13 protein-coding genes and 2 pseudogenes are annotated in these 13,392 nt (G+C 39.2%); 4 read left to right on the top strand and 11 right to left on the bottom strand.

Features of this window, described 5'->3' with window-relative positions; all coding sequences use genetic code 11:
- Nucleotides 1–332 precede the first annotated feature (332 nt).
- Entirely contained in the window at nucleotides 333–530 is a 198-nt protein-coding gene (locus IQ259_RS21900; RefSeq protein ID WP_193888121.1) for a DUF2811 domain-containing protein, read from the top strand.
- Nucleotides 531–725: 195 nt separating this feature from the next.
- Here the strand turns inward: IQ259_RS21900 and IQ259_RS21895 are convergent, their stop codons facing one another.
- On the bottom strand, nucleotides 726–1,445 hold the full coding sequence (locus IQ259_RS21895) for a response regulator transcription factor (RefSeq protein WP_193888120.1): 720 nt from the start codon (nucleotides 1,443–1,445) through the stop codon (nucleotides 726–728).
- A 665-nt stretch (nucleotides 1,446–2,110) separates the two neighbouring features.
- Between IQ259_RS21895 and IQ259_RS21890 the strand changes: the two genes are divergently transcribed.
- A complete protein-coding gene (locus tag IQ259_RS21890) occupies nucleotides 2,111–2,737 on the top strand; it encodes a CPP1-like family protein (RefSeq protein WP_193888118.1) in 627 nt (208 codons plus the stop codon).
- Between the two features lie 225 nt (nucleotides 2,738–2,962).
- On the opposite strand, the gene IQ259_RS21885 is transcribed toward IQ259_RS21890, so the two are convergent.
- The 3 genes from IQ259_RS21885 to IQ259_RS21875 form a co-directional block, all read right to left on the bottom strand.
- On the bottom strand, nucleotides 2,963–3,661 hold the full coding sequence (locus IQ259_RS21885) for an HAD family hydrolase (RefSeq protein WP_193888116.1): 699 nt from the start codon (nucleotides 3,659–3,661) through the stop codon (nucleotides 2,963–2,965).
- 204 nt (nucleotides 3,662–3,865) lie between these two features.
- Complete coding sequence (gene trpC, locus IQ259_RS21880; protein WP_193888114.1) at nucleotides 3,866–4,723, bottom strand: indole-3-glycerol phosphate synthase TrpC; 858 nt, start codon at nucleotides 4,721–4,723, stop codon at nucleotides 3,866–3,868.
- A gap of 188 nt (nucleotides 4,724–4,911) precedes the next feature.
- Complete coding sequence (locus tag IQ259_RS21875) at nucleotides 4,912–5,184, bottom strand: HetP family heterocyst commitment protein (protein WP_193888112.1); 273 nt, start codon at nucleotides 5,182–5,184, stop codon at nucleotides 4,912–4,914.
- A gap of 1,750 nt (nucleotides 5,185–6,934) precedes the next feature.
- Between IQ259_RS21875 and IQ259_RS21870 the strand changes: the two genes are divergently transcribed.
- Nucleotides 6,935–8,239, top strand: coding sequence for a PAS domain-containing sensor histidine kinase (locus tag IQ259_RS21870; protein ID WP_228014694.1), 1,305 nt, complete (start codon nucleotides 6,935–6,937; stop codon nucleotides 8,237–8,239).
- A gap of 51 nt (nucleotides 8,240–8,290) precedes the next feature.
- On the top strand, nucleotides 8,291–9,139 hold the full coding sequence (locus IQ259_RS21865) for a response regulator (protein ID WP_193888110.1): 849 nt from the start codon (nucleotides 8,291–8,293) through the stop codon (nucleotides 9,137–9,139).
- A gap of 35 nt (nucleotides 9,140–9,174) precedes the next feature.
- On the opposite strand, the gene IQ259_RS21860 is transcribed toward IQ259_RS21865, so the two are convergent.
- From IQ259_RS21860 to IQ259_RS21835, 7 genes and pseudogenes are all read right to left on the bottom strand, one after another.
- Entirely contained in the window at nucleotides 9,175–9,483 is a 309-nt protein-coding gene (locus IQ259_RS21860) for a DUF3082 domain-containing protein (protein ID WP_193888109.1), read from the bottom strand.
- 29 nt (nucleotides 9,484–9,512) lie between these two features.
- Nucleotides 9,513–9,653, bottom strand: a pseudogene (locus IQ259_RS27315) (4-(cytidine 5'-diphospho)-2-C-methyl-D-erythritol kinase); the annotation flags it as partial.
- Between the two features lie 149 nt (nucleotides 9,654–9,802).
- A complete protein-coding gene (locus tag IQ259_RS21855) occupies nucleotides 9,803–10,183 on the bottom strand; it encodes a type II toxin-antitoxin system HigA family antitoxin (protein WP_193888107.1) in 381 nt (126 codons plus the stop codon).
- A gap of 9 nt (nucleotides 10,184–10,192) precedes the next feature.
- Nucleotides 10,193–10,486, bottom strand: a complete 294-nt coding sequence (locus tag IQ259_RS21850; protein ID WP_193888106.1) for a type II toxin-antitoxin system HigB family toxin — start codon at nucleotides 10,484–10,486, stop codon at nucleotides 10,193–10,195.
- A gap of 202 nt (nucleotides 10,487–10,688) precedes the next feature.
- A complete protein-coding gene (gene ispE, locus IQ259_RS21845; protein WP_193888104.1) occupies nucleotides 10,689–11,636 on the bottom strand; it encodes a 4-(cytidine 5'-diphospho)-2-C-methyl-D-erythritol kinase in 948 nt (315 codons plus the stop codon).
- Between the two features lie 26 nt (nucleotides 11,637–11,662).
- On the bottom strand, nucleotides 11,663–12,466 hold the full coding sequence (gene rsmA / locus IQ259_RS21840; RefSeq protein ID WP_193888103.1) for a 16S rRNA (adenine(1518)-N(6)/adenine(1519)-N(6))-dimethyltransferase RsmA: 804 nt from the start codon (nucleotides 12,464–12,466) through the stop codon (nucleotides 11,663–11,665).
- Nucleotides 12,467–12,811: 345 nt separating this feature from the next.
- Nucleotides 12,812–13,273, bottom strand: a pseudogene (locus IQ259_RS21835) (Uma2 family endonuclease); the annotation flags it as partial.
- Nucleotides 13,274–13,392 lie beyond the last annotated feature (119 nt).

Genomic DNA, 13,392 nt, shown 5'->3' with positions numbered 1-13,392 from the left:
TGGGGATTTCTACTTCACATTTGTAGCCTAGCTCAGTGACTGAGTTTTTGTAAACTTAAGTAACAAAAAATTGGCTATAACCCTGATTATTTCGTCAATATTTATTTTTTAAAGAATCGTTTTTAACATTTCGCAGCATTGACAAACCCACCCCCTCTTGGCGCACAATGATGCGGCTGGCATTTTTTCTTGCCTATTGATCTGTGGAAATCAAAAGATGTCTCAGATGTTTGGAGCAGATTGTCAGATAGACAAAAGAAGCAAGAATTTTTATTCTACGCTTCTGCACTGCCAGCAACTTCGCTTGATCGACCTCAGAGAAGGAAAATCTCATGAACGCAACGGTGAGCATTTTTACGGAAATTCCCGAAACACTGAATGAATCTCTCAAAAGTTATTTAGAAAGCCATCCTGATTGGGATCAAACTCGTGTGCTAACAGCAGCACTATCACTTTTTTTACTGCAAAATGGAGATAGCGATCGCCGTGCAGCGCGTGTCTATTTAGAAACTTTATTCCACAACTGCTAATTGGAAATGGTTGGCATCGCTTTTGGAGAAATAGCTAATTTACCAGACACTCCAAAGCGCTGGTACAAGTTTTGCTGTTCTGATTTATTTCTAGGTGTGGGCACGCTAACCGTGCCCTATGATTATTAACAGGAGATGGCGATCGTCAAGTCCAGCACATACTGATTGTGCTACACACAAAATTGTCCTCCTAATTCAAGGATTGGTTTCTAATTGCGGAGAATGAGTAGGACATTCAAACTTATAACCTACTCCGCGCACAGTCTGAATTAATGCTGGTTGACTAGCATCAACTTCAATCTTCTTGCGAATTTGACCGATATGCACATCTACAACCCGCTGATCGCCAACATATTCATAGTCCCAAACTTCTTGAATCAGTTCTGCTCGTCGCCAAACCCGGCCTGGATGGCTGGCTAAAAAATGCAACAAGTCAAATTCTAAAGCTGTTAGGGGTATTGGTAGATTGTTTAATGTTACTTCCCGCCGGACGGGATCGATCATCAGTTTTTCAAAAACTAGGCGTTTTTGTTCTGCGGTAGTCACAATCCGCTGTCGCCTCAAAATTGCGCCGACTCTGACTTCTAACTCTCCTAGACCAAATGGCTTGGTGAGATAGTCATCAGCACCTTTCGCAAAGCCGCGAATCTTGTCAGCTTCATCAGCACGGCTAGTGAGCATGAGAACAAACACACCATTACGACTTTGCATCTCTTGGCAGAGGTTGAACCCAATCACATCTGGTAAATTTACATCTAAAATTACCAAATCAGGGTTAAATTGCTCGAATAGCGCTAAGGCTGTTTTACCATCCTCAGCCGCCTCTACCTGATAGTTCTGCTTAATCAAAAAGCGTTGGATTAAGTTCCGAACCGCAGGGTCGTCATCAACTACAAGAATCTTGGCAGGAGCCATGACCATCACTTTGCACAAAAATTCGTAAGATTAACAGGGGAATTGCGTAAACACTGTTTCCACTTTGGGGATTGCTTCAGAATCTACAAGGCTAGATAGTGTAATCTAGATTCTAGACAATCAAAGCCAGCAAATTTTACTGGTTTTACCCGCACTAACTTTAGATGCAGGTATTTTAATTGTCAACTTGATGTCAAGTCGCTAGATAGTCTAACATTAGCCACCGCAGTTCTGTAACCTAGGAAAATTTCCTACTCCCAATTACGTGGGAATTTAAAGCTTTTCAATTTTAATATCGATAGGTGTATCGATACCACCAATGATTATGAAGCTAATTTAGCTAAACTACCTCAAGGTACGGTAAATTGCCAAATTTGAAACAAAAAAGTTAATTTTTTCATAAAAAAATCAGATTTAAGTAATCTTAGTTCAAATTCTAGAGTAAAGCCCTCACTGGTCAACGACATTAGGGGATACACGGAGTTCTAGCAATATGTTAAAGTTGCTATAGTTAGAATTCCTAGGTCAGTCTAACTTACTCGTGCTACTATCCTGGTAGGGCATCTAAGTTGCTTGAAACATTAGTTTAAATCTAGGCAAAAACTAAAGTTAATTTTCCAAAAAGCAAAATACCGTTGCTGACTAAGGCTGAAGTGTAAACTCCCATGAGCGATCAAAATCCCTACGAAAAACTTGGGGTGTCCGAAGATGCTAGCTTTGATGAAATTCAGGATGCTCGCAATCGCCAATTGGAGCAACACAGTGGCGATGCTAAAAGCCTGGAACTCATTGAAGCTTCCTACGATGCGATTTTAATGGATCGCTTACGGATGCGCCAGGAAGGTAAAATCAAAGTACCTGAGCGAATCCGGTTTCCAGAACTACGTGTGCAATTTCCTGCTAAAGAAGTTTCAACTCCTCGTGAACAGTCGCCTGCATGGCTACAAAGAATATTAGATCAGCCAACAACGGCAGATGTACTGTTACCAGGTGCTTGGTATTTTGGTTTGAGTGCTATCGGTGTATTTTATCCCGCCGCAGGCGATCAAGTTTTACAGTTGGCTTTAGTGGTTGGAGTAGGCCTGAGTGTTTACTTTCTCAATCGGAAAGAAGGTAGGTTCGGTAAAGCAGTTTTGTTGACATTGATTGGTCTGATTACAGGCTTAATTGTTGGCGGATTGCTTGCTAGTTGGCTGTTACCACAAATCAGTTTGGGTAGGCTGACCACTGAGCAATTTTCTACGGTGTTCACATTTATATTATTGTGGTTGATTAGTAGCTTTCTGCGGTAAACCATTAAGTTTTGAATTCGTGCTGGGTAGCAGATGATTGATTAGAGGCAGGGAGCAGGGAGAAGAGGGGACTGTAGGTACAAACCGAACTTCGTTCAGGCTCCCTTGATCCCTTTCACCTTTGGTTAAAACCCCATCTCTTGTAGGTGGCTTTTCTCCCCTGCTCCCTGCTCCCTTCCCCCCTGCTTTTTTATACTGTTACCCATTTTTTATCCAAAAGCCACTTTAACTGAGGGCTAGAGTTCTATTTTCTAATATGAGAGCTACGGCTGAACTTAAATCGGGAACAATTAAGTCAGGGTGGTAAATTTCTAGTTGAGTGCGATCGCGGATACCAGACTCCACAGCCATGACTTTAATATTATGGTTTTTGGCAGCAGTAATATCGGCTTCTGTATCTCCCACCATCCAGGTATCAGCAGCGTATGGTAGTTCTTTTAAGGCTTTTGCCATTAACAATGGCTTATCTTCGATGTCACGAGTTTTAACATAATCGTTACTCAGACAATAACAGCGATTTTCTGGAAAAAATTTACCTAAATCAAATTTTTGGAAGGCGAAGTCTAATTCCTTGACTCGTCGCATTGTCATGACAGCCAAATCAATTCCAGCCTCTTGAATTTTTAACAGTGCGTCTACAGCACCCGGCACCAGGGTATCATAATCAAAATAAGGTTCTGTATGTACTGTTTTCCGCCGCAATTGAGCAAACTCTTGTACTTGTGCTTCATCAAGTCCCGAATTGTAAGCGATTTGTGTTTCTGGAATGCGCGATCGCTTTAGTTGCCAAAATTCAGCTTTATGAAGTTGTCGTACCGTTTGGCCTGGACGTTGGGTTTTTTCCAAACAGAATTGATAAACACGATAGTACCGTTCAGAAACATCAACAATAGGGCCGTCGAAGTCGGTAAATAGTCTTAGCATCGGCGGAATTTAAATGTTAATTTTTCTTAAGAGTAACTTACTTGTGTATCAATAGTCATCAATAAGTAGGTCGGCGTAAATATAGATCCCCAAGGTGACTGTGGTGAGAATTATTGGGTTACTCTACCAGAAGGCTACGCATTGTTCCAGCCAACCTACGTCTAATAAATTACTGTAGTTTTGCCACGCCACTACGATTACTCACTACTCTTTGAAAGCAGAAGAGTCAATATTAAGTAAATGGCGTACAGCTTGTTCAATATCATGTTCTTTGATTAAAGATTCTCCAATTAAAACGGCTTTTGTACCAGCTTCAGCCATTAGAGATAAATCTGCATGTGTGTATAAACCTGACTCACTGACAACGATCACATCTAAGTTTTGTATTTGCGATCGCCTAGCGGCTACTAGTCTTTGAGTTGTACTGATATCGATGGTAAAGTCTACTAGACTCTGGTTGTTAATGCTAATTAAGCGAACATCATCTAGCTGCAATACTCGATCCAATTCAGCCAATGTATGTACTTCTATTAAGGCATTCATACCCAAATAGTGAATAATTCGTTGAAAATCTTGCAATTCTCTATCTGTCAGAATAGCTGCAATCAGTAGTACTGCATCTGCACCTGCTGCCCGTGCTAAATAAATTTGGCAGGGATCAATGATAAACTCTTTGCAAAGCAGTGGTACTGATACTCTGTGGCGAATTATCCGCAGACTTTCAAAACTACCTTGAAAAAATACTCTCTCAGTGAAAACAGAAATACAAGCTGCTCCAGCACGTTCATAAGCTTTGGCGATCGCAACAGCATCAAAGTCTGCACGAATTATCCCATAACCAGGAGATGCTTTCTGAATTTCTGCAATTAGACTAGGACGGTAAGGACTCTGTTGCAACGCAGTTAGAAAATCTCGCACGGTTGGAGCCGCAGTTAACTGACGTTGCAAAGAAGCTAAAGACATATGTTGCTGAATCTGTGTTACTTCTTGCTTCTTCTGCCACACAATTTCTCTTAACATAGGTTGCAAATGAGAATTCACAGTAGTAATTGGGTAAATCATAAGTTGTGATAAATTGGGAGATGAACTGAATTAGAAACTACGAAATATTCACATCAGCCAAGTAAATATTGCTGCTAGAAAATATGAAAAATCAGCCAGAAACACTCCGGCCAATGCTTAAATTTTATTCTGGGTCGTAAATGCTGTTCTAGGGAAATAACTGCAATTGCTGATGAAAAATGTAGTTTTTACGAACGTACCCAATTAAAAACGCCTAATTTTTTTTCGGAATTTTTAGCCTCATTTTGCTTTGCACTTTCAAGTAAGTAGTTATTTTTTAGAAGGCGAATATAGGTGCGGTATGGGATGTAATCTATAGGATTATAACCAGAAAACCGGAGCATTAAAACACATGCCCAGGAATACTTGCCAGCTATAATTGCTTTGACAATTTGTTCAACTTGTTCTGTATTAATTTTTTTGGCGTTTTGTAGGTTATATTCTCTGTCTAGTTGATGCATAAAACCCTCTTTCTTGGCTTTTAGCCCCAGATTTTATAGTTTGGATTGTACCTAAAACCAAAAACTCTGTTCAGGGTATCCGCCTATTGCTTCACGGATATAGCTAGGACGGATATTAATAACTTTTGCAATCAAAGAAGCCTAATTATTTGGGTTAACTTGCTTGAATGTTTAGAATAGCTGACTGGGTGGCTATTCACAGGCTCGAAAAAAGTTTTGGCTCGGAACTACTTCAAATAAATTACCCTGGCGGAAGTAGTCGAGTGCCACCTCAACTAATTTCCCATACTCACCTGTTTCATGGTCAGCGCTGTGTGTTGGTAGAAGACCTTGACCCTTGTAGTTTATGGACTAGTCTGTGCATGGTAGATTGCTGGTGCTGCCATGTATGCTTACAAATTCATACTGGAGACAAATGCCCGCTGGAGATAGTAATCAACGGGTATTCGTTACTGAGAATTTAGGTGAAAAAGTATGTTTTCCGAGGTAGTATCTATTTTTACTTTAGTGATAGTGCAGGATACCTGAACATCGCTAAAGGCAGTGTCAGTTAAGGAATCACAGGTCATAGGCATTTTCTGTGAAACTGTTGCAGGGAGTGTAGTGCGATCGCCTGAGTTTCCAGCCAATTTTACTACCTCAACAAGACAACTTTGGTACTACAACACAAATGGAATTTGAAAATAGGGGTGGATTGAATCAACTAGCATTGTTATCTGCTTAGTGGATGTCTAAATAATCCCGCCCCTATCAATAAACCGTGTTGCAGAAGCAGCTTCTTTGTTAAGACTACTGAATATTAGGTCGCAAATATATGATCATTGTTTTGCTAGACCTATCTGTTTTTTCGCTCTTGCTCTTAATTAAATTTTTTCAAGACTTAATATCCAATATCTCAACTATATGCTTGTGGGGAAAAATCAGAAGAAAAATCCAAACTAGTTTAGGGATATAACACTGTCTGGAAAACAATTACTGTTTCTATAGATGTGTCAGTCTAACGGTATTTTTTTGTTAACAAACCTAATTTAATGTATTAAACAATACTCCAAGTTTTAATACTGTCTATTCCTTAAGATAGATGTATGATGAATTAATCAGATTATTTTATATGTTACTCTATTTTGATTAGCCAAAAATTTACATCCTATGACAGATGATTAAGAGTATTAATTTATAGTTAGATTCCCTAGGGAGCAAAATTTGAAAAATTAAATGCTATGCAAGGAAATAAAAGAAATAATATCTATATGTATTTGACAAAAATTTAGTTTTATGAATAAGCAAAAAAAGTCATTCTAGTGCTAGTTTACAGCACAGTACTCATACTGTTAAATATTTTTTAGCCTGTTCATACATGGTTTAATATTGCCATATATTTTTATACTATTTAGCTCTGCTGCCATATTAATTTTTGGCTGAATAGAGAGCTTAAAAATAAATATTTATACTGATAAAATAAAGAAAAATAGTATCTATAACTTGCTGTAAACAAGAGTAAAAACTGATGTAATATTTATCTTATCTAAATAAAAAGCTTACATTTTAATCAGAAATGTTTTTGCAAAAATAAAATTAAAGTGATATCTTTTTATTGGTAGAATTTTTCTAAATAAATTAGCAACTTTAAATAGTTTTTAATTTCACTCTGCTATTGCCATTAATGATTAACAGTCAGAATCTGACTTTAGGTATTGCTAATTATCGCCTACATGGCTCTAGTGTTCACTAATTAAAAGGAGCGCAGGATATGAACACTGACGACTACACGTTAGTTCGTTCCATCTCTAAATTGGTGCTAAAGCCACAAGCAGAGTTGACATGTGCGAATGCTGTAAGTCAAGACAGAGAATTTAACTACGTTTTTAGGCGTGAGAGTGATGAAATAGTAGAGTTAAACATGCAAACTTGGATTGATGAATTAACAGAGGTTAACAAACATTTACAACAACAAGTTTTAGAACTGAAGCAGAAGGAAGCAGATTTAGAGAAATCTGTTGCTGTACTTCGTTCTATCCTAGAATCAACTGCTAATGGGATTATGGCGGTTAGTTTGATGGGAGAGATTGTCAGTTTTAATCAACAATTTTTAGATATGTGGCAGATACCAAATTCCCTGACACTAACCAAGAATATTTCTCAATGCCAAGCTTTTGTTAAGAACCAACTGAAAGAGCCGCAATTATTTCATGATTTAATGTGGGAAGTGAAGTGTGATTTAAAGAGCGATCGCTACGATATTCTAGAGTTGCAAGATGGCAGAGTTTTCGCTCAATACTCTAGACCTCAAAAGCTAGATGACAAAATTATTGGTAGAGTTTGGAGTATTTGGGATATTTCAGAACAACATCAGGCTTTAGAACGATCAAAACAAATCAGCGAATCGAAGGTGCAATTTGTATCTACGCTCTCTCATCAATTGCGTACACCGCTGAATATTGTTTCATTCTCTAATAGCTTACTCAAGAGGCACATCAATGAATGGACAGGAGAGAAAACTAGACCATTGCTAGATCGCATTCAAGCATCTGTTTTACAGATGTGCAAGATGTTGGATGATATTCTGTTTTTTACCAAGGTAGAAGCGGCTAAACTCAAAATTGAAGCTAAACCACTGAATCTCGTGCAGTTTTGCAATGAATTAGTGGCACAAATCCATAGTTGCAGTAGCCAAAATAAAATTAATTTTGTCAGCCAAGGTAACTGTTTTACCGCCTTTATCGATAAAAAACTGCTGGAGCCGATGCTTCAGAACTTGCTCGACAATGCAATTAAGTATTCTCCATCTGGTAGTGTGGTGGATTTAAAACTTTTGTGTGAACCAGAAAAAGTCATTTTCCAAGTTATAGACAAAGGTATTGGTATCCCCGTAGTAGATCAACAGCGATTATTTGAGCCATTTTATCGAGGTAGTAATATTCCTCATCTACCTGGGACTGGGTTAGGGCTATCGATTGTAAAAACTCTTGTGGACTTACACGGTGGCCATATTGATATGAAAAGTGAAGTTGGTGTCGGCACGACTTATACTATTATCCTGCCGTCAGTGAAATAAAAGTGTTGAACAAATTTCTTTGAACCTGCCACAAATCCCAGTGATAGAAAAATGATGCACATATCGTCGAAAAAAATTCTCGTCATTGAAGATGATGCCGTTACCCGTAATCTCTTTTTAGACAGTTTACGATCTGAAGGTTATGACATAATAGGTGCGGAAAATGGTCGCATTGGTATCCAAGAAGCACAAGAGCATTTACCAGATTTAGTAATTTGCGATATTGTGATGCCAGATATGGATGGTTACGATGTTTTAAATGCTTTGCGTCAAGACCCTCTAACAGCAATTATTCCTTTTATTTTTCTGACTGGGAGTGATACCAAGGATGCTTTGCGTAAAGGGATGGAGTTGGGTGCCGATGATTATCTTACCAAACCTTCTACCGTTGAGCAATTACTCAAAGCGATCGCTATCCGGTTAGAAAAACAAGCTTTGCTCAGGTATTGGTATGATACTCAATCGCATCAAATATCTCAACCAATACCTAGACAAACAACTATACCTCAAACTCCTGAGTCCATTTTTCCCTCAATTCCCCAACTCAAAGAAGTTTTCGACTACATTGAAGCTAATTATCATCAAGGAATTACTTTATCTAAAGTAGCTCAAGCGGTGGGTTATTCACGCGCTTATTTAACCAACAGAGTCGCCAAGCAAACAGGAGAAACTGTCAACGGCTGGATTCTCAAGCGGCGGATGGTTGCAGCACGTTCTTTGCTAAAAAATACTAACCAAACAATCGAGCAGATTGCTATTGCTTTAGGTTATCAAAATGCTTGTCACTTCTCCCGCCAATTTCGACAGTATCACGGGCTACCCCCAAAAAATTGGCGAAAAAAGCAGGAATTTCTTAATGCTTGCACTCAGTTAGAAAAGTGCTTACCTGTTCATCAATAAGAAAATCTGAATTCTGACTCCTGAATTCTGCCATATCATTCAGTTTTTGGTTTCGACAACTGCTGTACTAATAGTTGCACACCTAGAGCTATTAAACCGATCGCTACGATCGCAAATATCCCACTGCCCAAGGCAACTATACCCACAACTAAGGTACGTACCGCAGAGGTAATTTTGATAACTAGTTCGTTATGAGAATGGACTGGTTTGCTGGCAAAGTTAGTAGCGATCGCAATCATCAATGAGTATAGAGCATATCCCAATCCACTGGAGATGATTGCCCCAGTGATGCAGCGTATTGGTGATGATTGAGCTTCTTGTGGTGTAACATTTTGGTCACTCATAAAACTGTTCCCTGTTGCCTGTTCCCTTTTTAAGATGCTATCTGAATGCCGTGTGTAATAGTGCAAGTCACAAACAATTCTAAATCTTCATCGGGAATTGCTTCTCGTACACGCAGTTAAACTGCTTGAGCTTGTTGTTCAGATTCAACTAGTTTAAACACACTCCGCCCTAAATTTACTCAAATTGTGTATATATTAATTCACTGGTAGCAGACCATAAAACAAACTTTGATTTTTCTGCTGTTTAATTTTGCATAACTAATTTATTTACATCTTTGCGCGATAAAAAAACTAGTTTATGTACATAAAAATAGCTGTATTAAGCTGATTGTTTGTTAAGAGAATATGATTGAATCAATACCTCTGCCGGAATTCCTAAATGAGAATGTAAACGCCGAATCATATCTAGCGTTAGTGCTTGCTGGCGATGCAAAACAGCAGCAACTTCCCCACGAGTTCCAAGAACAGGCTCTAAATATTGCCAAGATAGCCCACGAGATTCGAGATAATATAAAATAGCTTCAATCGGATCTGGTGGAACGATAGGATAATGGTGTTGTTCGTATGCTTCCACCAAAGTTGTTAAAACTTCTAAGCGATCGCATTCTGGTGTATTCTGTTCTACATCAAATAGCCTTTCAATTTCATCAAGCGCAGCAAGATAATCAGCTTCAGTTCGGATGGGATGTAATTCTAGCATAATTTAACTTTAAATAGTTGTCGCATCTACGTTATCGTAATCAGAGTGTGTTCCCACAAAGCGGATAAAAATAATTTTAATGTCATAACGGATGTAAACAATTAGGCGGTAATCATTGCCTTTGATATTAAAGACAACACGATTATTAGCAATAATACTGGCATTTCGATAAGTACTTTTAATGTCTGTTGGACTATTCCAATCTGCACGAGACGTTTCATCGTACCAAGCTTTTAGAGGCTGTTCAACATCAGGATGTGTTTCCCAAAATTCCCGTAAAGTACTCCGGGCAATAATTCGCATACCAAAATTATAAATATTTTTCTAAATATATGAATAAATCATTCAAAGATAGGACAAGAATTCCAGTGAGATGGCAAAAAATCAGGCTATACCTTCTCCTGTTGGAGACGCTACGCGATAGCCAACCCGAAACGGAAACACAGTTGGCATTAATCAGTATGATTATCTGTAACTGCTAGATGAGAAAAAGTATAAATCAGGGTTAAGATGCTATCTGAATCCCGTGTGTAATAGTGCGAGTCACAAACAATTCTAAATCTTCATCGGGAATTGCTTCTCGTACACGCTGTTTAACTGCTTGGGCTTGTTGTTCAGATTCAACTAGTGCAAACACACTCGGCCCAGAACCAGACATCATGGTTCCCAAAACCTCTGGTTGAGTTGCAAAAAGTTCGCGCAGTTGCATAACTTGGGGATGGGTAGGTAAGACAACACGCTCTAAATCATTGTGTAACTTTTGGGCAATTTCTGTTGCATTTTTATGCACGATCGCTTTTACTATCTCACCGGAATGAACGGCGGCGGCGCGTGCTGCTAAATCTTCGGTATTTCTGATATAGGTACTACCAAACTCTTGGCGATAGGTTTTGTATGCCCAAGCGGTGGAAACTTCTAGGCTGCGATATTTTGCTAATACTATATATATATGATCTAAACTCGGCAGTGGCGCAAGTTGCTCACCTCTACTGGTGGCGATCGCTGTACCACCGCCCACACAAAATGGTATATCTGAACCTAGACTAGCTCCCAGTTCTTCGATTTCTGTTTGAGTAAGTCCCAAGTTCCACAGTAAATCTACCCCCACCAATACAGCAGCGGCATTTGTTGAACCTCCCGCTAACCCCGCCGCCACAGGAATATTTTTCTCAACTGTAATATCCACACCGCCATATTTAGCCAAGGCTTCAGGAAATTGTTTCGCCATCAGTTCTGCGGCGCGACATGCCAAATTAGTTTTATCGGCGGGTACTTGGGGGTGGTTACAGTGAACGCGGATAATTTCGTCGCTGATGGTGCGGATGTTAATTTTGTCGGCGAGGTTGATACTTTGTAAGATCATGACTAACTCATGATAACCATCAGGGCGATCGCCGATGATTTCCAGATACAAGTTGATTTTGGCAGGAGCGATGAGAGTGTAACTACGCATTTTTAGTGCTGAGTGCTGAGTTCTTTTTACTCAAGGGTAAGTAAGTTTGTCAGATGTACCCATTGCTGAGTGCTGATGTCTTCAGCTCTTGCTTGGGGATTTATTTCTAATTGTTCCAGTAATTGGGTCAGGCGATCGCGATCAATTACAGATTGCAAGTTATTTCGCAACATCTTACGCTTTGCCCCAAATCCTAACTTTACCAGATTCTCCAATTTTCGCGGGTCATTGACTAAAGTTTCCAACTGACGGGGACGTAACCGTACAACTGCGGAATCAACTTTTGGCGGTGGGTAAAATGCAGCTGCTGGAACTGGACAAATTAATTCACATTCTGCCAAATACTGCACCCTTACCGATAACGCCCCAAAAGTTCTTGACCCTGCTTGAGCATATAACCTTTCTGCTACTTCTTTTTGAATTAGTAAAACTATGGAATCGAATGGTTGGGGGTTGGGGTTGGCGATGGTTCCTAATAGTTTTTCGATGATTGGCCCGGTGATGTTGTAGGGGATATTTGCTACCACTTTATTCAAGTTTTTAAACTTAGTAAATGCTGCTAAATCTAATATCAAAAAATCACCTTGCAGAAGTAGAAAATTTTCTTTACTTCCCAATTGTTTCACTAATAATTCACACAAATCGCGGTCAATTTCTACTGCAACTAAAGACTCTACTAAGGGTAGTAAACGACGAGTTAAAATGCCAGTACCCGGCCCGATTTCCAGGATATGATCATTTGTATTACAGTCTGCTGCTTTAACAATTGCGTCCAATGCTTTTTCACTTTTGAGCCAATGCTGGGCAAAAACCTTGCGCGGTTGTACCATCTATTTTCCTTAGTATGTAATATTTTAAATTTTTTGGAAATGGTGTAGAGTTTTAGTTGAATCTGCAACAAAATTGGGGACTTTATCACGTCTTTAAAGAAGAAGAAGATTTAAACAGCATACTGAAATTTACGCATAAAGAACAAGTAACTTGATGATTCATCTTAAGGGAAATGGTAGCGATCGCAAGTTATTATCACCAATTGCGATCGCCTATCATCAACTAAGTAGAAAGGTGCAAATAAACCGAACTATGTAACGAAAAGTAAAGTAGCTTGAAAACCTCTTCCCTTCTGCCTTCTGCCTCCTGCCTTGTCATAACGACAATTTTTAACACCGACCTACTTAATCCAGGGTATCAGGGTCGATACCCAAAGCACGTAACCGTTCACGTAAACGCGAATTTTCTTCTTCTACCATTTCCGCACGTTGACGTTCAACTTCCGCACGTTGACGTTCAACTTCTGCACGCTGACGTTCAACTTCTGCACGCTCATCTCCCGTCAATAACAAATTACCTTGTTCATCCCACCAGCGCAACCAAGGCAATTCTACATTTTGATAACAACCTTGCCAAATACCTAACTCCACACCCATAGGTGCAATTGTATAACGTCCTCTATCATTAGGAAGCATTTTTTCATAATGATCAGCTACCAATTGGTAAACTTCCACCGATGCTTTTTTGACTTCGTAAATACCATAGTAAGGAGGACGAATAATATTTTCGTAAATCCAGAACTTCCCTTTATACGGAGTTTTATCTCGTTCTTCATCTCCGTTTCCCGATACAAATTCTGTAAGGATTCAGGTAACAGAGTATTGACAAAGGGGACAGTTGAGGTGGAGTATCACAAATATGAACCAAAACCTGCCTCAAGAACTAGAAAAAGAAAGTTTGGGCCAGTTATCCAAAGAAGAACTGG

Source organism: Fortiea sp. LEGE XX443 (assembly GCF_015206815.1).
GTDB lineage: Bacteria > Cyanobacteriota > Cyanobacteriia > Cyanobacteriales > Nostocaceae > Nostoc_B.
This window is presented reverse-complemented; position numbering and strand designations above follow the sequence as displayed.